The sequence below is a fragment of the Flavobacterium panici genome (genome assembly GCF_024499525.1).
GTDB lineage: Bacteria > Bacteroidota > Bacteroidia > Flavobacteriales > Flavobacteriaceae > Flavobacterium > Flavobacterium panici.
The window spans coordinates 4,279,695-4,299,609 of record NZ_CP100437.1; the positions used below are offsets into that span (position 1 = coordinate 4,279,695).

Annotated in this window: 18 protein-coding genes; 13 read left to right on the forward strand and 5 right to left on the reverse strand. The window is 32.9% G+C overall.

Annotated elements, in window-relative coordinates:
- Positions 1-36 precede the first annotated feature (36 nt).
- Positions 37-1,095, reverse strand: a complete 1,059-nt coding sequence (locus NLJ00_RS18025; RefSeq protein ID WP_256634854.1) for an efflux RND transporter periplasmic adaptor subunit — start codon at positions 1,093-1,095, stop codon at positions 37-39.
- A 570-nt stretch (positions 1,096-1,665) separates the two neighbouring features.
- Between NLJ00_RS18025 and NLJ00_RS18030 the strand changes: the two genes are divergently transcribed.
- The 3 genes from NLJ00_RS18030 to NLJ00_RS18040 all read left to right on the forward strand — a co-directional run bounded on the left by NLJ00_RS18030 (position 1,666) and on the right by NLJ00_RS18040 (position 3,829).
- Positions 1,666-2,265, forward strand: a complete 600-nt coding sequence (locus NLJ00_RS18030) for a TlpA family protein disulfide reductase (protein ID WP_256634855.1) — start codon at positions 1,666-1,668, stop codon at positions 2,263-2,265.
- A gap of 30 nt (positions 2,266-2,295) precedes the next feature.
- On the forward strand, positions 2,296-3,150 hold the full coding sequence (locus NLJ00_RS18035) for a hypothetical protein (protein WP_053471397.1): 855 nt from the start codon (positions 2,296-2,298) through the stop codon (positions 3,148-3,150).
- Positions 3,151-3,229: 79 nt separating this feature from the next.
- Positions 3,230-3,829, forward strand: a complete 600-nt coding sequence (locus tag NLJ00_RS18040; RefSeq protein ID WP_256634856.1) for a PAS domain-containing protein — start codon at positions 3,230-3,232, stop codon at positions 3,827-3,829.
- A 250-nt stretch (positions 3,830-4,079) separates the two neighbouring features.
- Here NLJ00_RS18040 and recG read toward each other — a convergent pair whose 3' ends face one another.
- Positions 4,080-6,188: an ATP-dependent DNA helicase RecG gene (gene recG / locus NLJ00_RS18045; RefSeq protein WP_256634857.1), complete on the reverse strand. Its 2,109-nt coding sequence runs from the start codon at positions 6,186-6,188 to the stop codon at positions 4,080-4,082.
- Positions 6,189-6,406: 218 nt separating this feature from the next.
- On the opposite strand from recG, the gene NLJ00_RS18050 reads away from it, so the two are divergent.
- The 3 genes from NLJ00_RS18050 to NLJ00_RS18060 all read left to right on the forward strand — a co-directional run bounded on the left by NLJ00_RS18050 (position 6,407) and on the right by NLJ00_RS18060 (position 9,333).
- On the forward strand, positions 6,407-6,838 hold the full coding sequence (locus NLJ00_RS18050; protein WP_256634858.1) for a hypothetical protein: 432 nt from the start codon (positions 6,407-6,409) through the stop codon (positions 6,836-6,838).
- A 134-nt stretch (positions 6,839-6,972) separates the two neighbouring features.
- Entirely contained in the window at positions 6,973-8,745 is a 1,773-nt protein-coding gene (locus NLJ00_RS18055) for a hypothetical protein (protein ID WP_256634859.1), read from the forward strand.
- Positions 8,746-8,787: 42 nt separating this feature from the next.
- The gene (locus NLJ00_RS18060) at positions 8,788-9,333 is read left to right on the forward strand and encodes a DUF1697 domain-containing protein (RefSeq protein WP_053471478.1); all 546 of its coding nucleotides are present in this window, start codon (positions 8,788-8,790) and stop codon (positions 9,331-9,333) included.
- Here NLJ00_RS18060 and NLJ00_RS18065 read toward each other — a convergent pair.
- Both NLJ00_RS18065 and NLJ00_RS18070 read right to left on the reverse strand, forming a co-directional pair.
- Positions 9,330-9,833 (reverse strand): hypothetical protein, encoded by a 504-nt coding sequence (locus NLJ00_RS18065; RefSeq protein WP_256634860.1) that lies wholly within the window; start codon positions 9,831-9,833, stop codon positions 9,330-9,332. The two genes, NLJ00_RS18060 and NLJ00_RS18065, sit on opposite strands and share 4 nt — an antisense overlap.
- 26 nt (positions 9,834-9,859) lie before the next feature.
- On the reverse strand, positions 9,860-10,591 hold the full coding sequence (locus NLJ00_RS18070; protein ID WP_256637481.1) for a Dph6-related ATP pyrophosphatase: 732 nt from the start codon (positions 10,589-10,591) through the stop codon (positions 9,860-9,862).
- A gap of 93 nt (positions 10,592-10,684) precedes the next feature.
- Here NLJ00_RS18070 and NLJ00_RS18075 point away from each other — a divergent pair, with 93 nt between their 5' ends.
- The 3 genes from NLJ00_RS18075 to NLJ00_RS18085 all read left to right on the forward strand — a co-directional run bounded on the left by NLJ00_RS18075 (position 10,685) and on the right by NLJ00_RS18085 (position 14,618).
- Complete coding sequence (locus NLJ00_RS18075) at positions 10,685-11,551, forward strand: transposase (RefSeq protein ID WP_256634861.1); 867 nt, start codon at positions 10,685-10,687, stop codon at positions 11,549-11,551.
- A 5-nt stretch (positions 11,552-11,556) separates the two neighbouring features.
- On the forward strand, positions 11,557-13,617 hold the full coding sequence (locus tag NLJ00_RS18080; RefSeq protein ID WP_256634862.1) for a M1 family metallopeptidase: 2,061 nt from the start codon (positions 11,557-11,559) through the stop codon (positions 13,615-13,617).
- Between the two features lie 101 nt (positions 13,618-13,718).
- Positions 13,719-14,618: a patatin-like phospholipase family protein gene (locus NLJ00_RS18085; protein ID WP_053471406.1), complete on the forward strand. Its 900-nt coding sequence runs from the start codon at positions 13,719-13,721 to the stop codon at positions 14,616-14,618.
- Positions 14,619-14,698: 80 nt separating this feature from the next.
- Here NLJ00_RS18085 and NLJ00_RS18090 read toward each other — a convergent pair whose 3' ends face one another.
- Positions 14,699-15,220 carry a DUF7935 family protein gene (locus tag NLJ00_RS18090; RefSeq protein WP_053471407.1) on the reverse strand — a complete coding sequence of 174 codons (522 nt, stop codon included), beginning with the start codon at positions 15,218-15,220 and terminating at the stop codon, positions 14,699-14,701.
- Positions 15,221-15,335: 115 nt separating this feature from the next.
- On the opposite strand from NLJ00_RS18090, the gene NLJ00_RS18095 reads away from it, so the two are divergent.
- From NLJ00_RS18095 to NLJ00_RS18110, 4 genes are all read left to right on the forward strand, one after another.
- Positions 15,336-16,103, forward strand: a complete 768-nt coding sequence (locus NLJ00_RS18095; protein WP_073481342.1) for a sulfite exporter TauE/SafE family protein — start codon at positions 15,336-15,338, stop codon at positions 16,101-16,103.
- Positions 16,104-16,328: 225 nt separating this feature from the next.
- Positions 16,329-16,487 carry a hypothetical protein gene (locus tag NLJ00_RS18100; RefSeq protein WP_159439045.1) on the forward strand — a complete coding sequence of 53 codons (159 nt, stop codon included), beginning with the start codon at positions 16,329-16,331 and terminating at the stop codon, positions 16,485-16,487.
- 225 nt (positions 16,488-16,712) lie between these two features.
- Positions 16,713-19,049: an ATP-dependent helicase gene (locus NLJ00_RS18105; RefSeq protein WP_256634863.1), complete on the forward strand. Its 2,337-nt coding sequence runs from the start codon at positions 16,713-16,715 to the stop codon at positions 19,047-19,049.
- Between the two features lie 140 nt (positions 19,050-19,189).
- Positions 19,190-19,810: an L-threonylcarbamoyladenylate synthase gene (locus NLJ00_RS18110; protein WP_073481338.1), complete on the forward strand. Its 621-nt coding sequence runs from the start codon at positions 19,190-19,192 to the stop codon at positions 19,808-19,810.
- Positions 19,811-19,915: the final 105 nt, after the last annotated feature.

The following is a 19,915-nucleotide window of genomic DNA, read 5'->3' on the forward strand; positions in this document are numbered from 1 at the left end:
TTACGACTTTGGACTTTATGACTTTCGGCTTTATGACTATTTTACTTTAACTTTTATTGGTGCTTCGTTTTTTAATGACATAACACCGCTTGTTATTAAAGTATCTCCGGCTTTTAATCCTGATAAAATCAAAATAGAAGCATCAGTTCTTGTTGTGGCATCAACCATAACTTCTTTGGCTTTGCCCATATCTGCAATAAACACTTTTTTACCGTCCTGAACAGGTATGATAGCCTGAGAAGGTACAACTATAGCATCTTTAATAATATTTAATGGTAATTTTACATCGGCAAAAGTTCCTGGGAAAAGTTTTCCGTCGGTATTATCTGCAATAGCGCGAATTTGTAATGTACGTGTTGCAACTGCAATTTCTGGCTCGATTGCATAAATTTTTGCTGTATAGGTTTTATCAGATCCGGAAACATTAAAATCGATTATTGAACCGGATTTTACCTGCGCTGCATATTTCTCCGGAATTGAGAATGTAATTTTTAATTTTCCTGTATTGACCAATTTTGCTACCACAATTGTTGGTGTAATATAAGTTCCCGGTGAAATAGAACGTAAACCTACTTTTCCTGAAAATGGTGCTTTTACAGAAGTTTTAGATATTTGAGCTCTAATTAATTGACTTTGTGCCTGTGCCGAAGCATAATCTGCTCTTGCAACATCTGCTTCTTCCTGGCTAATGGCTTCTTTTTGAAGTAAAAGTTTTGCCCTTCTTTCGTTTTCTGCAGCTAAACCTTCTCTGGTTACCGCTTGTCTTAATTGCGCTTTTAATTCAATGTCGTTTACTTTAAAAAGTACCTGACCTTTATTCACGTAAGTTCCTTCATTAAAATAAATACCCTCTACAATTCCCGAAACTTCACTGTGAATTTCAATTTGTTCGTTTGCTTCGATTGAACCAGATAAAGATAAATTATTATCAAAAGTCGAAGTTTTAATAACAAGTCCGGTTACAGTTGTTGGCTTATCTTTATCGCCAGATTTTTTTGATTCGTCATTTTTTCCTTTGTTGGATATTATTCGATAGGTAATAAATCCTCCTAAAACGATGATTATCAAGGCGTAGATTAGGTGTTTTAATTTCATAAAATTTAGGTGAATGTTTTTTTGTTGTATGTTTTTATGCAACTAGCAAATTTAACTTTTTGTGCTGAAACCAAAAGGCGTTAGCTTTTATTTAACACTTGGATCACAATAATTTCAAATCGTTTTCATGAGCTGTAATTGCAAAAGTTTGCTTTTAGACATCGTTTTTAAAAAAAGGTTTAAATGTAAATGTTACTTTTTTAAATAATTCTTAACAGTTGAAGTGAGTTTTGGTTTATTTGTCTTGTAGTCAAATAGATATGTTTTTATTTTGGAAAGTTAAATTTAATCTTTTTTGATTTTTATCTTCTTATATTATCAATGATTACTTAGGTTTCATAATTTTTTTTCGTTTTTGTCCGATTTTCTTTGCACTTTATCGAATTTATTTGTAACATTACTATGTTAAACAAAATGTCGATTTTATCAATGATGCTTATAATATACTGTAAGATTAATTGTTAAAATATTGAGTTAGGTGTTGTTTTTTGAGGTTTTTACAGAAATTATTCAATAATTATATTAACAAGTGTTTATATTTTTTATTCTTAATTACTAAAAAAATAATATATGAAGAAAAAATTACTCTTAGCTTTATGGTTTACACTATTATCATTTTCAATTGGCTATCTTTTTTGGCAGAATGAATTTAAATATAGTCTGCCAACGCCAATTCCGAAGAATTATCATGCTATTGCAATGGGCGCCAAAGTTGATTTGTCGCAATGCTGTGCATTTGATAACAAACCTGTTTTTTTTCACTTTTTTAATCCGGATTGTCCGTGCTCACGCTTTAATGTGCCGCATGTGAGTGATTTGATAAAGAAATATGGCGATAAAGTCAATTTTAAAATTGTAGTCTTAAACAAAAAGAAAACTTTTTCTATCGAAGAAATTCAGCAAAAATTTGGAGCAGCAATTCCGGTTTATTTTGATGAAGGCATCGCTCAAAAATGCGGTGTAATTTCGACGCCGCAGGCTGTTCTTTTAGATGCTGATCATAATTTATATTATCGAGGTAATTATAACAAAACAAGATATTGCACAGATGCTGAAAGTAATTACGCCCAAATGGCGATCGAATCGCTGTTAAAACAAAATATTTCGCCCTCATTTAATGCTTTGGCTCTTAGAGCTTACGGATGTTCATTACCAAATTGCACTAAATAAAATCTATCACTAACTAAAATTTTTAAACCTATGAAAACAAAAGCCAGTTTAAATGAGCAAGATTATCTGCACAGTTTTATGTCGACTATGACTCAAAAATCAGATATCATTATTAATTATGTTCTAGCCGTTTATTTTCTTCTCGGAATCGGATTATCCTTTAAGTATGATACATTCGAAATTGGAGTAGGAGTTGGAACGCTGAACCTTTTGGCCTATTATTCGGCGAAGTTTTTTCTAAAGAATTCTAAATTTTATCAATATGTTCTGTCAGTTATACTGGCAGTATTTATGGCACAATATATTTACCAAATGCATGGTTTATTCGAAATGCATTTTACGGTTTTCATTGCGAGTACTATTTTAATTATTTATCAAAACTGGAAACTGCAGATTCCCTTAACGCTTTTGGTTGTGCTTCATCACGCTGGTTTGGCTTATTTGCAAAACTTCGTTTATAATGATGCTAACGGACTTCAGGTTTATTTCTCTCAGGTAAATTTTGATTTAGAAACGCTTATTATTCATACTGTTTTGGCTGCCGTTGTATTTTTTATGAATGGTTATTGGGCTTATTATTTTAAAGAACACAGCCATAATCACATCTCTAAAATTTCTGATGAATACGAATTAGAAAACATGAAACTGGCTTCTGCTAAATACAGTTCATTATCGGCTACAAAAGAATACAACGATTTTATTCACAGAACAACCCTGGATTTAAAACTTCCTGTAAATTCTGTTTTAAAATTAATTGATGTTTCAAAAGGACATACTGATAATGATAAGCTTTTGACGTATTTGGATATGATGCGTGAAAGTGCCAAAAAAATTGATGATTTAGTAAATGATATTCATGTAAAATCGACTAATACCAGAAATTAAAAACTATAAAAACCAACTTCCCCGCACCAACATTTTTACACGCACAATCAACCATTTATTAATTATTAGCAGCAAATTTATGGATACGAGATTTAACCGTCCAACGCCTTCTGACAGAGAAGTCGACTGGAATAAAAATAAAGTATTACTTAGTAAAACAGATAAAAACGGAACGATTCTTTATGCCAATGAAGATTTTATAGATGTCTCAGGATATGATGAATTTGAACTTGTAGGACAGCCTCACAATATTGTGAGGCATCCTGATATGCCAAAAGTTATTTTTAAATTCTTGTGGGACAGCATTAAATCAAGTGAAAATATTCATGTTATTATAAAAAATATGGCAAAAACCGGTCGTTATTACTGGGTTGTAACCGATTTTAAAATTATTGCCGATGCTGATGGAGATATTGTAGGTTATTTTGGAACCAGAAAATCAGTTCCTGAACCTATTATTACGAAATTTATTGAACCGCTTTACAAAAAGCTTTTACAGATTGAAGAAACAAGTGGACTAATTGCTTCTGAAGAATATTTGGTTGGCTTTTTAGAAGAGCGAAAAAAGACTTATATGGAATATATCGACCATTTAATAGCCACAGGAAAAGATGATAAAAATAAAGTAAGCAAAGGCTTATTTAGCGGTTTATTTGATAAAACGCCGCCCAAGAAATAGTTTAGTAAATATACTTCATTGCGTCAAAGTAATATTCAAATCAAAAGTTTGCTCCCCAACAAATCTAATCACCTGAATATGTAAAACTTATTGATGCAGTGGAGTGTATTTTTTTGAGGTACAAAGGTGCAAAGTGACAAAGGTTCAAAGGTGCTCAGTATGCTTGTATTTCATAAGCCTTCGACTTCGCTCAGGATGACATTCGTCAAGTTAAAACCTTTGAAACTTTGCATCTCTGAACCTTTGAACCTTACGAAATATAATTCCAAATATTTTTCTTCTTAGTCAATTCTATAAAAACCATTTTTAAAATAGCATGTTCCGGTTTTTGGAGCGGAGCATCTTCTTTTAAAACTTTTAAGGCGTAGTTTCGTGCCAAAGATAAAATGTCACGATCGCGAACAATATCAGCAATTTGTAAATTTAAAACACCACTTTGCTGCGTTCCCATTAAATCTCCCGGACCGCGAAGTTTAAGGTCGACTTCGGCTATTTCGAAACCGTCGTTTGTTTGTACCATCGTTTCCATTCTGGTTTTACTGTCGGCACTTAATTTGTGGCTGGTCATTAAGATGCAATAACTCTGTTCCGCGCCACGGCCCACACGTCCGCGTAATTGATGTAATTGCGATAAACCAAAACGTTCGGCACTTTCGATAATCATAACGCTGGCATTTGGCACATTTACACCAACTTCAATTACAGTTGTTGCGACCATAATATTGGTTTTTCCTTCAGAAAAACGTTTCATTTCTGCATCTTTATCCGCAGGTTTCATTTTTCCGTGCAGAATCGAAATTGAATATTGCGGCAGTGGAAAATCTCTTGAAATACTTTCGTAACCGTCCATTAAATCCTTATAATCCATTTTTTCAGATTCCTGAATTAACGGATATACAATATAAATTTGCCTTCCTTTTGCAATTTCATCACGCAGAAATTTCCAGACTTTTAAACGATTACTATCAAAACGATGTGCCGTTTCAATAGGTTTTCTTCCAGGCGGTAATTCATCAATTACGGAAATATCTAAATCTCCGTATAAACTCATCGCTAAAGTTCTCGGAATTGGAGTTGCCGTCATAACCAAAACGTGCGGGGGAATATCATTTTTCTTCCACAATTTTGATCGTTGTTCTACACCAAAACGGTGCTGCTCATCAATAACAGCCAAACCTAAACTTTGAAACTTTACTTTATCTTCTAACAAAGCGTGAGTTCCAATTAAAATCTGCAGATTTCCGTTTTCTAATTCTTCATGAATAATTTTTCTTTCAGAAGTTTTAGTCGAACCCGTTAATATTTTGATATTGATGTTTAGTGTATTAGCAAATTCAGACAATCCAATAAAATGCTGATTTGCCAGAATTTCTGTCGGCGCCATTAAACATGCCTGAAAGCCATTATCAATTGCCAAAAGCATGCTCATAAAAGCCACAATCGTTTTTCCAGATCCAACATCTCCCTGAAGCAATCGGTTCATTTGAGCGTTGCTTCCCATATCTGAGCGAATTTCTTTAATCACTCTTTTTTGGGCATTTGTCAGATCAAACGGAAGATGATTTTGGTAGAAATCATTAAAAAGTTCTCCCACTTTTGTAAACGGATGCCCTTTTATTTTATGTTTTCTGATTAAGTTTTTAGTGATTAATTGTAATTGAATAAAAAACAATTCTTCAAACTTTAGTCTAAATTGGGCTTTCGCCAAAGCATCTGCACTTTTGGGAAAATGTATATTAAATAAAGCCGCTCTTTTCGGAATCAGCTTTAATTCTTCAAGTAAATAAGCCGGGAAAGTTTCGGTAAACAAAGCCTGAGTTTCAATAAACAATTGTTCCATCATTTTATTGATCGTTCGGTTTGAAATTCCGCGGTTTGTCAGCGTTTCAGTCGATGGATAAACCGGCTGCATGGCAGAACGAAGACTTTTTTCGTGTTCGCTCAACAATTCAATTTCCGGATGTGCCATACTAAATTGGCTTCCGTACAAAGAACATTTTCCAAAAATAACAAGCTGTTCGTTTAGTTTTAAACTTTCGCGAATCCATTTATGACCCTGAAACCAGTTCAGTTCAATCATTCCAGTTTCATCAACAAAACTGGCAACTAAGCGCTTTTTGTTTTTAGCAAATTCAACCGTTTTTATGTTGATAATTTTTCCAACAATCTGAACCTCACTTCCAGTATTTTGCAGTTCGTTAATCTTATAATAACGCGTCCTGTCAATATATCGATTGGGATAAAAATTGACTAAATCTCCATATTTATGAATTCCCAATTCCTTACGAAGCAATTGACCGCGACTTGGGCCAACACCTTTTAAGTATTCGATAGGAGTATCAAGAAGATTGTTAGACATGAAGGGATTTTAGATTTTAGACTTTAGATTGTTGATTTTAGATTTCGGTATTGGAATTTGGAATTTCTATTTTGGGATTTAATTTGAAAAGCGAAGATAAATTTTAATTGGCAAATTTGAAAGTACATTAGTTTTGAAAAATTTTATTACGCAGATAAGCAACCTTTTAACAATATTGTCATCTATTTATATAGTTAAACTTTAAAAATAAAATCAAAATGAAAAAATTTGCCTCTATTTTTATATTAATGTTAAGTATTGTTTCCTGTTCAAGTGATAATGCCGATTCCAGATCTTCTTTTACTTATTACGGAAAATGGAAACTTACCAGATCTACAGGTTCTTTTGTTGAAGCTATTTATATTATTGGCAAGCCGCAATATCTGGAATATTATGATTTTAAAAAAGATAATACGTTTATAAAAACCAGAACAAAAGATGGAGTTACAACAACGGCATCAGGAACTTTTTCGATAACAGAAATTCAAAATCAGAAGCATTTTATATTAACTTATACCAGCACAAGCGATATTATAGAAAGCTGTACCGGAAATTTAAGCGAAGAATTATTTATTAATGAAGCACAAGAACTAATAAGTACATGGCAAAATTGCGATGGTCCGACATTGGTATACGAAAAAACAAAATAGTTGTAGATTTCACGAAATTTAAAATATAAAAACTCTGTTAGAAACTTAACAGAGTTTTTTTCGCTTATAGTAAGTTTTGTTTTAATAAATAAAGATAATTATTAGATTTGTTTTAAATATAAGCCACTAAGAAAATGAGTAAAGAAGAAAAAGTTCCTTTTGAAACTATTGTGTTTGCAGGTGTTACGTTTAAAGTTATTAATAGAAACGAAGCCCACACTATTATTGGAGATCTTACGGATTTTAACAACCAGAAAATCTACAATGTTTTTGAAGATACCTGGCGTTTTCCTGATTATGAAGAAAATCCAATATTTTTATTAGCAGAAGATGATGTAGAAATGGAATCCTTTGAAATGGATTTTACTACAGAAGAACATCAGGATATTTTTATTCTGGGATTTATTTTTAAAGGAAATCTGAATGTCACAAAATTGATAAGTTCTTTTGATACCGATAATTCGCCCGCTTTGATTGTTTTGGGAGAAACTAAAACGGTCAATATCACTTTGTTTGGAAATGTTCATTATTTAGGCGGAGGCTTAAAATGCGATACCATTATTGGTGAATACAATCATGGTGAACTTTTTGTAAAAGGCGATGTTGCAGCATGGTTAATTTACAGCGACGATATGCTGATGCATTTTGAACGTTTTACAGATATTCAGGCAATTGTGAGCGTAAACAGACCGGATATAATGATTTGCAGCAATCTAAGTGATGGTGAAGGCAATATAATTACAATTGAAAACTACTTTCCATCCACACATAAATTATCTGATATTGTCGATGATTCTTTTATCGAGATTTCAAATGGAACTGAAATACTAGGAAACAATTACCACGAAGACGTTTTTAAAGAAGGACTTTCTATTCTTGATTACGATAAAAAAGAAAAGTATATGTATACTGATTTTCGTAGTCAGTTTATAAATATGGTGGAAGTTTTATCTCAATTAGAATATGTAAAACACATAGGCAGAATAAGTAAAAAGAGCGGTACAAACGAATATTCCTTTATTCCGTTTACTTATGAAGGAAAGAAATACAGCCAGCTTTCTGAAGAAATTGGAAATGGTTTTAATATTAAAATGCGTGCTTTATGGTGCCATGATGATGAAGAAATCACGCTCGTTCTGGAATATCTTGATGAAGAAGGAGACACGAAATATCAATGGGCCAATAATGAAACTGCACCTGGAATAGAAATGTTTACTGTAAAATGTGCTGCATTAGAAGCTTTTGAAGTTTTGACAGCAGAACCTTCTGAAGAAGAAGATGAAGACGACGATGAAGAAACTGAATATCAGGAATATAATAACAGTTTTTCATTAGAAGAATTCTCTTTTCAGTTTGGCAATTATGCTTTACCCGAAGATTTAGTAAAATTATATGAATTTGATCAAAAGTATGGATCTGAAACCTATTCAGAATGTTTTGGTTTGTTAATTTATGATGATAAAACCGGAATAAAAACATGGTCTGAAGAAGAAGAATTCTACAATAGTTTTATTGAATTTGCAGGCGCAAACGGTTCAGGAAGTTCGTATGCGTACTGGCTTATTGATAAAGATTTAAATAATTGCCCAATAGTAGTTTTTGGCGACGAAGGCGGAATTCATGTTGTAGCTGAAAATACCCGAAAATTGATTCATCTTTTAACTTTAGATACCGAAGTTTCAGTCGATTTTGACAATGCTTATTTCTATAAAGATGAGGAATATTACGAAGAAAATGAAAATAAAGAAGAGTTCCAGCAATGGGTTAAAAAGGAATTTAATTTAGAACCTATAGAAACTAACGAAGAGGCTGATGAAATCGTTGATGAAGCAAAAGCAAAGTATAAAAAACAACTCAATGATTTTTTAATCAAATTCGATATAGAAATTGGTGAAGATGAAGACTAGTTTTGATACAATGAATATTTATCTTTGACTAAATTTTTAAAAATGGCAACACACTTAGCACTTCTTCGCGGAATCAATGTCTCTGGTCACAATATGATCAAAATGGATGCTTTGAAAACAATGCTGGAAAATATTGGTTTTCAAAATGTTCGTACCTATTTGCAATCCGGAAATGTTTTTGTTGATAGTGAAGAAGATGCTGCAAAAGTGGGTTTTATGATAAAACAGGAAATTTTTAAGGTTTTCGGACATGAAGTTCCTGCCATTGTAATTGCAAAAAAGGATTTAGAATTGTGTTTTGCAAACAATCTTTATTTGAAAGAAAAAGATATTGATATCAAAAAACTTTATATTGTTTTTGTTGCGATTGCTTTGAAAAAAGAAAGCATACATGATTTAAAAATCAGTCAGTTTAAACCAGACGAAGCAACTATTGACGAAAACAGGATTTATATTAAATATGCTGTTGGCGCCGGAAAGACAAGATTGGAATTGAAATACATAGAGAAAAAACTAAATGTAATTGGCACAATGCGTAACTTGAATACGGTTACGAATTTGTTAGCAATGTATGAGGAACAGAATTAATCCCGCATCCATTTTAGCATTGCTGGAAAAGCAGCTTTTCCTTCTTTAGCAGCAAGTTCATTTCCCAGACATAAACCCATCCATTCCAAAAGAGGTAAACCGATGTAATTTTCATTGCTGAAATTTGAAATTAACCAATCAGAATCATTTTTATATCCATTTGGATGAAATATAAATTCTAAAGGTAAATTCAAATATTTGGCTGCGGCAAATGACCATAGAATAGCTGCGATTTCTTCTCCATGAGTAGGCCATTCAGATGAGATTTCGTCTGTACCTATTAATTTTCTTTCTACAGAAGTTGTAACGGCCAGATGTCCGGCTTCATGTAAAATATCTCCGGGATATAGTAAATTATTATAATCAATATAAATGCAATTTGGCCCTAAATCTAAGCCGGGTAAAAAAGTTGTACCTAATTCTTTTTCAATTACATTGATGTTAATTTCATTTAGAAACTGAAGCACTTTTTTTACTTCGTAACTTTCTTGCAAAGGCATATAAATTTGTTTTTATATTGAAACAATTAAATAAGATCACAATACCAAAATCCAAAATCAAAAGCATCTGTTGCACTTGTGTCACAGGCTTTATTGGATGAATCCTGACTTTTTGGTTTTTCATATTTTCGATAAACAATTTCACCAACTTCAAAATCAATAGGTTTAGAGAAAATTGGCCCGTCAAAAGTAAAAGTATGAAATTCTCCATTTTCTCCGCAGACATCAACGTTTTCAGGTAAATCATTTATAAAATCCTGATCGATAATTCGGCCGACAAAATTTTTATCTAAATATCTTTCGTTTACGCAAACCACAATCGTTTTAAATCCAAGAGAAATAAATTCCTGAATTAAATCGTGAGTTGGGATTTTCCAAATAGGGAAAACACCTTCAAAGCCTATTCTCGACAATTGTTCTTCACGATATTTTCGTAAATCTTCCAAAAAAATATCTCCAAAAACTGAATGCGTAATTCCTTCGTTTTTTAATTCCGTCAAGGTTTCTGTCATTACGGTTTCATAAACTTCCATTGTTGGCATTTCCGGAACCTGCATAATTTTTAATGGAATTCCAATGCTTTCTGCCTGTGCCTGTAACAATTCAACACGAACGCCATGCATTGAAATTCGCTGATATTGCTGATTCACGCTCGTTAATAAACATTCGATTTTAAATTCAGGATTTTGAAGAATCTTGTATAATGTTAATGCAGAATCTTTTCCGCTGCTCCAGTTAAATAAGGCTTTTTTAGGTATAGACACGTTTGGTTATTTTTGTGTGGTAAACTTACAAATTTCATTCGATTTGTTGTTGAACCTTTGTAACTTTGGGTTTTTACACGCCAATTTATGACACTATATAAGGACAAATTAAAAATTGATTCCAACCGATTGAAGGATTGGGATTATTCAAGTGAAGGAGTTTATTTCATTACGATGGTTACAAAAGATAGAAAATGCATTTTTGGATCTGTTGAAGATGGAAAAATGATTTTAAATGAAAATGGAAAGATTGTGGAGAATGAGCTTTTGAAATCGATAAAGATTCGTAAAAATTGGTTTTTCCATAATTGGGTTGTGATGCCAAATCATATTCATTTGTTGATTGAAATTCAAGGAAATACGCAGGATATTAAAACATCGCAAATTACAACATCGCATATTGTAGAGACGCACAGCAGTGCGTCTACGTCCGGCACATCCACAACGAATGAAACACAATCTTTGTCGACAATCTTTGCGGAGACGCACTGCTGTGCGTCTCTACAGAACCAATCTTTGTCGAAATCACTAAATGAATCAAATTTAAACATGCAGATTAGAGCATCGCAAATTAACATATCGCATATTGTAGAGACGCACAGCAGTGCGTCTACGTCCGGCATATCCACAACGAATGAAACGCAATCTTTGTCGACAATCTTTGCGGAGACGCACTGCTGTGCGTCTCTACAGAACCAATCGTTATCAAATTCATCAAACCAATCGTTGTCAAAATTTGCGAACGAATCAAATTTATCTCGTAAACCCAATTCCATTTCATCTTTTGTTGCTATTTTTAAATCGGTTACGACAAAACAAATCAATGGTTTTGAAACAATTTGGCAGCAAAACTATCACGATCATATTGTTAGAAATTACAAAACATTTGAAACAATTTATGATTATATTAAAAATAATCCAATATCTTGGGAGACGGATTCTATAAATTCATAATTGCAATGAAATACATTTTCTTTTTTATAACCACTTTCATTTTTGCACAGCAAACCAAATATGTTGATTTTAAATCGGTTTCAGGACAATTGAATATCGTTGATTCCCAAAAAATAATTTACGGACAAGTAGATTACGATTTTGAGGTTTTACAGCCGATTGATACGATAAAAATTGATGCCAAAAACATGCAGTTTACAAATGTTCAAATTGATGGAAAAGATGTAATTTTTATTAATACAAACAAAGAATTACAAATCATCAATAACTTCCAGAAAGGAAATAATCATCTGACTTTCAGTTACAACGTAAAACCAAAACAAGCCTTATATTTTGTAGATATAGAAAATGATGATATTCAAATCTGGACGCAGGGGCAGGGCAGATACACCAGCAATTGGTTTCCGAGTTTTGATGATGTAAATGAAAAAGTAATTTTCAGTCTAGGAATTACCTATAAAAAAGAGTATCAGGTTGTTTCAAACGGAGTTTTAAAAAGCAAAACGGAGAAAGATAATTTGGTACATTGGCAATACCAAATGGAAAACCCAATGAGTTCTTATTTATTAGTGCTTTCTATTGGAAAATATGACAAAAAGCAATTTACATCTAAATCTAAAATTCCGTTAGAATATTATATTGAAAACAAAGATGCTTCACGTTTTGAGCCAACATACCGTTATTCAAAACGAATTTTTGATTTCCTGGAAAAAGAAATTGGCATAAAATATCCGTGGAAAGTTTTCAGGCAGATTCCGGTTCGCGATTTTTTGTATGGCGGAATGGAAAATACAACAACGACACTTTTTACAACTCGTTATGTAGTGGATAATATTGGTTTTACAGATCGAAATTATACTAATGTTGATGCACATGAACTGGCACATCATTGGTTTGGAGATTTAATTACTGCCGAAAGCAGCACACATCACTGGCTTCAGGAAGGTTTTGCAACGTATTATGCATTATTGGCAGAAAGAAATATTTTTGGAGATGATTACTTTTATGCCAAATTATATGATACGGCACAGCAGATAAAATTTGCGTCAAGAACAGATACTATTCCGGTTTTAAATGGAAAAGCCAGTTCGCTCACTTTTTATGAAAAAGGCGCATGGGCACTTTTCGTTTTACATGAATCTATTGGAGACAAAGCCTTTAAAAAAGCCATAAAAAACTATTTGAATAAATATGCATTCAAGAATGTAAACACAGAGAATTTCTTCGACGAAATTAAAAAAGTTTCGGATTTTGATTTGGTTCAGTTTCAAAAAACCTGGCTGGAATCTACAGCTTTTGATACGCCGACTGCCAATGCTTTATTAAGCAAAAACAATGCAATTAAAGTGCGCTTAGAAGTGGATAAACTAAAGAAAGCACCTTTAAAAGAAAAGCTTGATTTCTTCACTAAAACTATGGATTCAGATATTCATCATTCAGTAAAAGAAGCAATTATTTCTCAATTACAAACTGAAAAATATGAAGATAAAAAAGAGTTATTACTGAAAGCTTTACATCAAAATAATGTGCAGCTGCGCCAGACTTTAGCAGAAACTTTATCAAAAATCCCGGAAGATTTTAGAACAGAATATGAAACACTTTTAGAGGATAAATCGTATCAAACACAAGAAGCCGCATTATTCTATTTATGGAATAACTTCCCGAATCATAGAAAAGAATATCTTGATAAATCGAAAAACTGGATTGGTTTTAACGATTATAATCTTCGTACATTGTGGCTGTCGCTTGCATTATCGACTCAGGATTACAGCAGTAATCCTGAAGAATTGATAAATGAATTAATTTCTTTTTCTACAACAAAATATGAAGCAACAACACGCCAGAATGCGCTAGAAAAATTGATTGCGTTTAAGTTTATTAACGATGAAGTTTTAACCAATTTAGTTAACGCTACAACGCACCATATGTGGCAGTTTTCAAAATTCGGAAGAGACTCAATCAGGATTTTATTAAAAAATTCAGAAATGCGTGCTTCATTTAATAGAATTTTACCTAATTTGAACCCCGATGAACAGTTTCAATTGAATCGTTTATTAAAAGAATAGAAAATAGAGAATAGAAGAAAGAAAATAGATTTTTAGGTGAGTCTATATTCTATTTTCTTTCTTCTATTTTCTAACCAAAAACAAAACCTACTATATATTTTATGAGAGCATTAGTTATTTCTGGTGGTGGAAGTAAAGGAGCCTTCGCCGGAGGAGTTGCACAGTATTTAATTGAAGAAAAACATCATGAATACGATTTATTTATAGGAACATCTACAGGAAGTTTACTTATTCCACATTTAGCTCTCGGTCATATCAAAAAAATACATTCCGTTTATACCAATGTTACAATGTCCAGTATTTTTAATATTTGTCCATTTGTAGTAAAAGTAAAAGAAGGAGTAGATATCGTGACGATTAATCACTTTAATGTACTTCGTCAGTTTTTTAAGGGAAAGAGAACTTTTGGCGAAAGCAAAGGTTTAAAGAAATACATTAGAAATAATTTTTCTCTTTCTGATTTCAATAATCTTAAAAAGATGAATAATGACGTAATTATTACGGTCACCAATTTCACTAAAAATGAATCAGAATACAAATCAGTAAAAGATTGCAGTTATGAAGAGTTTTGCGATTGGTCTTGGATCTCCAGTAATTATGTTCCGTTTATGAGTTTGGTTTCAAAAAACAACTACGAATATGGCGATGGCGGATTTTCAAGTTTGGTTCCAATTCGTGAAGCTATTAACCGCGGCGCTACAGAAATTGATGTTATTATTTTGGAAACAGAAGTCAATACAAGCAAAATGGTTATTGGTAAAAATCCATTTTCGTTAATGATTGATTTGTTCCGAATTGCTTTAGATCAAGTTGAAAAACACGATATTGCTATAGGAAAACTTATGGCAAACACTAAAGATGTAAAACTTAATTTATATTACACTCCGACTAAATTAACCGATAATGCACTAATTTTCAATAAGGAAATAATGAAAGAATGGTGGAAACAAGGTTATGAATATGCTCAGAATAAGTCTGAGGTTATGAGTGATAATAGGTGATTTTAGATTGCAGATTGCTGATTTTAGATTGGAAATGCTTTTAACCTGAACTCTAAAATCTGCAATCTAAAATTATTATCTTACCAAAGTTCAGCAACCTCGTTTTTAATGTAACCTAAAGCAGCATTGCTTGGAGATTGTTTTTCTAATAATTCATTTAAAATAACTTCACGAAGTTTATCTGCACTGTCAACACGGTCGCTCATAGCAGCTTTACGAATCATTTGGATAGTTGAGTTTTTTGCAGTCGTAATTATTGTCCAGCATTCATCAGACATATAAATTTGCTGCGTTAAATTGTGCTCAAATTCTTGTTCGATTTGGTCGATTACAAAATTTTCATAATCATGTTTATCGTGAGAAATAGGAGTGATTCTGATTAATAATTTGGTCAAATTGATACGCTCTAAAAATAATGTCATACGTTCGTAAGCTTGTAGACGTATCGGAAGCGATTCTTTATGCGCTTGTCTGTTCAACAAAAAAGCACGCTTTTTATCATTGTTTTTAATATGCAGTTCAAAAAAACTGTAGGCTACAAATCCGGTAACAATTGCAGGTAAAGTATAACTTGCTAATTCTATAATTCTTGTAAAATCCATTTGGGTAAATTTTTTTAGCAAAAATATACTTTTTGACGAGAAATCCACTTTAAATTTACACGAATAAACAAATTGTAAAACTTACTTTTGCTACTTGTTTTTTAATACACTTTTAATGGATTCATACATAATACTTTTTCTTTGTCTGGCAGCTTTTGCGGCAGGATTTATAGATGCAATTGTGGGCGGCGGCGGACTTATCCAAACACCAATGGGATTAATTTTATTGCCAAATCTACCTGTTTCAACAGTTATAGGAACTTTAAAAATTCCAGCTTTTAGCGGAACAGCTTTTGCAGCTTTTCAATATCTGAAAAAAGTAGTTATTCAATGGAAATTGCTTTTGATTATGATGTGTTTAGCAGTTCCGTCAGCATTTTTGGGTTCTACTATTTTGACCTTGGTAAGCAATGATTTTATGAAACCACTTTTGCTTGTCGTTTTGTCACTGTTGTTTATATATACGTACGCAAAGAAAAACTTCGGACAGCATGTTGCCAAAGATCATTCGGCAGCAACACAAATAATTTATGCAGTTGTCATTAGTATAATTGTTGGCTTTTACGACGGATTTATTGGACCCGGAACAGGAAGTTTTTTTGTGGTTGCTTTTATTGCGCTTTTAGGTTTTGATTTTTTGCACGCTTCCGCGAATGCTAAAATGGTAAATCTGGCAACGAATTTTGGTTCGATCTGTTTGTTTATGATAAAAGGGAAAATCATCTGGTCAATCGCAATTCCGATGGCAGTAAGTAACGGACTTGGCGGCTGGCTTGGTGCAAAACTCGCAATTAATAAAGGAAATGGTTTTATTAGAATTTTCTTTTTGATTGTTGTTGTGGGAACTTTGATTCGATTTGCTTACGATGTATTTTATAAATAAAGCTGCTAAGATGCTAATGTTTAATAGCCGTTGGTTTTAACCAACGGTTAAGTTTATAACACGAACAAGGCTTTAGCCAAAATAAATAAAGTTTGGCTAAAGCCTTGTTTTCTAATTTCAAAAAACCGTTGATTAAAACCAACGGCTATTTAAATTTATGCAGCATAATAATATGTAGCATAATAATTGAATTTGGGAAATAATTAAAACTAAAAAGATATAATAATGGATGAAATTATAGAAAATTTGGAAGATTCTTTTAAAGATTTTCCAGATAACACGATTATTCAAGAACTTCAAAAAAGTGAGGATGATATAAAAGCTGGTAGACTTATTTCCTATTCAGATTTTAAAGAAAAATTACGAATGATTTATAATATCTAGTTTTTCAAAATATTTAAAGAAAACCAATTGTTTAAACCTAGCCCCGATAGAGACGGTATCCTCGTAGTGAAACGAAGAGATATAGCCGAAAGCGGGAAACCATGTTTAATAAAATGCCTATTCTTTGGCTTCCAAAAAATAAAAAACTTAGCAACTTAGAACCTCAATATCTTAGTAGCTTATTAAAACTATAATTCTTATTTTTGCATAAAGGAGAAAAATTACATGCAGAAATATATTGACCAGCTCAACGAAGCACAGAGAGCGCCTGTTTTACAAAAAGACGGGCCAATGATTATTATTGCTGGTGCAGGTTCGGGGAAAACCCGTGTTTTAACAATTAGAATTGCTTATTTGATGGCTCAGGGTGTTGATGCTTTTAACATTTTGTCGCTGACTTTTACCAATAAAGCAGCCCGTGAAATGAAGCACAGGATTTCGGATATTGTGGGAGCATCTGAGGCAAAAAACCTTTGGATGGGAACCTTTCACTCGATATTTGCCCGTATTCTTCGTTCAGAATCAGATCATTTAGGTTATCCATCAAATTTTACAATTTACGATTCTCAGGATTCGGCCAGACTTATTTCTTCAATTATAAAAGAAATGCAGCTGGACCGTGATATCTATAAACCAAAACAGATTTTAGGCCGTATATCTAGTTATAAAAACAGCTTAATTACAGTAAAAGCCTATTTCAATAATCCGGAATTAGTCGAAGCTGATGCAATGGCAAAAAGACCGAGATTAGGAGAAATTTATCAGCAGTATGTAGAACGTTGTTTTAAGGCCGGAGCAATGGATTTTGATGATTTGCTTTTGAAAACCAATGAGTTATTGACTCGTTTTCCAGAGGTTTTGGCAAAATATCAGGATCGTTTCCGTTATATTTTGGTTGATGAGTACCAGGATACAAACCACTCTCAGTATTTGATTGTTAGGGCTTTATCAGACAGATTTCAAAATATTTGTGTGGTTGGAGATGATGCACAGAGTATTTATGCCTTCCGTGGAGCGAATATCAATAATATTTTGAATTTCCAAAAGGATTATGAAGGTGTTGTAATGTATCGTCTGGAGCAGAATTACCGTTCAACCCGAAATATTGTGGAAGCCGCAAATACGGTTATGGAGCACAACAAAACTAAACTGGATAAAGTAGTTTGGACTGCAAATGATTTTGGTCCAAGAATTAAAGTCCACCGAAGTTTGACAGATGCCGAAGAAGGTCGTTTTGTAGCCAGTACGATTTTTGAACAGAAAATGCAGAATCAATTGCATAATGGAGCTTTTGCAATTTTGTATCGTACTAATGCTCAGTCGCGTGCAATGGAGGATGCGTTGAGAAAACGTGATATTCCGTATAGAATTTATGGTGGATTATCTTTCTACCAACGTAAGGAAATTAAAGATGTTTTATGTTATTTGCGTTTGGTTCTGAATCCGAAAGATGAAGAAGCTTTGATTCGTGTAATCAATTATCCTGCACGTGGAATTGGAGATACAACGGTTGAAAAACTTACTATTGCAGCGAATCACTACAAACGTTCGATTTGGGAAGTAATGGTGAACATCGATAAAATTGATCTTAAATTAAACGCTGGAACTAAAAACAAATTGAAAGATTTTGTAACGATGATTCAGAGTTTTCAGGTTATTGATCAGAATCAGGATGCTTTTTATATTACAGATCACGTTGCAAAGAAAACCGGTCTGGTTCAGGAATTGAAGAAAGATGCTACTCCTGAAGGAATGGCAAAAATCCAAAATATCGAAGAACTTTTAAACGGTATTAAGGACTTTACAGAAGGACAAAGAGAAATTGACGGAGCTAGAGGTGCACTTTCTGAATTTATGGAAGATGTGGCTTTGGCAACAGATTTGGATAAAGATACCAATGATGAAGATCGTGTGGCGCTGATGACGATTCACTTAGCAAAAGGATTAGAATTTCCTCATGTTTTTGTAGTTGGTATGGAAGAAGATTTGTTTCCGAGTGCGATGAGTATGAGTACGAGAAGTGAATTGGAAGAAGAGCGTCGTTTGTTTTATGTAGCGCTAACGCGTGCAGAACATCAGGCATATTTGACTTATGCTCAGTCTCGTTACCGCTGGGGAAAATTGACAGATAGTGAGCCCTCTCGTTTTATTGAAGAAATTGACGGGCAGTTTCTAGAATTTCTAACTCCGTCAGAAAGTAATTATCGTTATAAATCACCAATCGATGGCGATATTTTTGGTGACATTGATAAATCAAAATTACGATTAGCAAAACCAGTAGGAGGAACGCCGCCAAAACATATTACAGATAATAACCCGAAACCGGATTTAAACATTCGTAAATTAAAACCTGTATCTGGAAATGCGCCGGAGAGTTCTAATACTAATTTGTTTGACAATAAACTAACAATTGGAAATGTCGTAATGCACGAACGTTTCGGAAAAGGAGAAGTGATTAATTTAGAAGGAGTTGGAGCTGATAAAAAAGCCGAAATTAAATTTGAAGTAGGAGGAATTAAAAAACTTCTGTTAAGATTTGCTAAATTAGATGTTGTAGGATAATAAATAAAAGTTTCAAGTTTTGAAAATATTTGTCACCCTGAGCGAAGTCGAAGGGCGCTCTAATTGGACGTGGGCTTCGACTTCGCTCAGCCTGACAAACCTGAAACCTGAAACAAACAAAACTTTAAACAAAAACAAAAATGGCAGAATTCATAAAAATATATCCAGATAAACCTAGTGAAGCTGCAATTGCAAAGGTTGTAAAAGTGCTTCAAAATGGTGGTTTGGTAATTTATCCAACAGATACTGTTTACGGTTTAGGCTGTGATATTACCAATTCGAGGGCATTAGAAAAAGTAGCGAAAATAAAAGGAGTTAAATTAGAAAAAGCAAACTTCTCTTTCATTTGTCATGATTTAAGTAATCTTTCAGATTACGTGCGCCAGATCGATACATCGACTTTTAAAATATTAAAAAGGGCTTTGCCTGGACCTTATACCTTTATTTTGCCGGGAAATAATAATCTGCCAAAAGAGTTTAAAAAGAAAACTACTGTTGGTATTCGTGTTCCTGATAATAATATTGTTTTAGAAATTGTTCGTCAGTTAGGAAATCCAATTGTTTCGACTTCGATTCGTGATGAAGATGATGTAATTGAGTATACTACAGATCCTGAATTAATTTTTGAAAAATGGCAGAATCTGGTTGATATGGTAATTGACGGTGGTTATGGAGATAATATTCCGTCAACCATTATAGATTTATCGGAACATGAGCCAGTAATTGTAAGGGAAGGAAAAGGCGATATTGATATTTTGTAAAAAAAAACTTAAATTGCATAAAACTTAAAAAATTATACCTAACTTTAGTATAGTTAAAATTTAGTTAGTTAATAAAAGCAATGTTGTCTTAATTTATTTTAATTG

Bases quoted from the DNA above. Each gene is read 5' to 3' on its own strand.
- NLJ00_RS18025 (WP_256634854.1), bottom strand. From the start codon at position 1,095: ATGAAATTAAAACACCTAATCTACGCCTTGATAATCATCGTTTTAGGA.
- NLJ00_RS18030 (WP_256634855.1), top strand. From the start codon at position 1,666: ATGAAGAAAAAATTACTCTTAGCTTTATGGTTTACACTATTATCATTT.
- NLJ00_RS18035 (WP_053471397.1), top strand. From the start codon at position 2,296: ATGAAAACAAAAGCCAGTTTAAATGAGCAAGATTATCTGCACAGTTTT.
- NLJ00_RS18040 (WP_256634856.1), top strand. From the start codon at position 3,230: ATGGATACGAGATTTAACCGTCCAACGCCTTCTGACAGAGAAGTCGAC.
- recG (WP_256634857.1), bottom strand. From the start codon at position 6,188: ATGTCTAACAATCTTCTTGATACTCCTATCGAATACTTAAAAGGTGTT.
- NLJ00_RS18050 (WP_256634858.1), top strand. From the start codon at position 6,407: ATGAAAAAATTTGCCTCTATTTTTATATTAATGTTAAGTATTGTTTCC.
- NLJ00_RS18055 (WP_256634859.1), top strand. From the start codon at position 6,973: ATGAGTAAAGAAGAAAAAGTTCCTTTTGAAACTATTGTGTTTGCAGGT.
- NLJ00_RS18060 (WP_053471478.1), top strand. From the start codon at position 8,788: ATGGCAACACACTTAGCACTTCTTCGCGGAATCAATGTCTCTGGTCAC.
- NLJ00_RS18065 (WP_256634860.1), bottom strand. From the start codon at position 9,833: ATGCCTTTGCAAGAAAGTTACGAAGTAAAAAAAGTGCTTCAGTTTCTA.
- NLJ00_RS18075 (WP_256634861.1), top strand. From the start codon at position 10,685: ATGACACTATATAAGGACAAATTAAAAATTGATTCCAACCGATTGAAG.
- NLJ00_RS18080 (WP_256634862.1), top strand. From the start codon at position 11,557: ATGAAATACATTTTCTTTTTTATAACCACTTTCATTTTTGCACAGCAA.
- NLJ00_RS18085 (WP_053471406.1), top strand. From the start codon at position 13,719: ATGAGAGCATTAGTTATTTCTGGTGGTGGAAGTAAAGGAGCCTTCGCC.
- NLJ00_RS18090 (WP_053471407.1), bottom strand. From the start codon at position 15,220: ATGGATTTTACAAGAATTATAGAATTAGCAAGTTATACTTTACCTGCA.
- NLJ00_RS18095 (WP_073481342.1), top strand. From the start codon at position 15,336: ATGGATTCATACATAATACTTTTTCTTTGTCTGGCAGCTTTTGCGGCA.
- NLJ00_RS18100 (WP_159439045.1), top strand. From the start codon at position 16,329: ATGGATGAAATTATAGAAAATTTGGAAGATTCTTTTAAAGATTTTCCA.
- NLJ00_RS18105 (WP_256634863.1), top strand. From the start codon at position 16,713: ATGCAGAAATATATTGACCAGCTCAACGAAGCACAGAGAGCGCCTGTT.
- NLJ00_RS18110 (WP_073481338.1), top strand. From the start codon at position 19,190: ATGGCAGAATTCATAAAAATATATCCAGATAAACCTAGTGAAGCTGCA.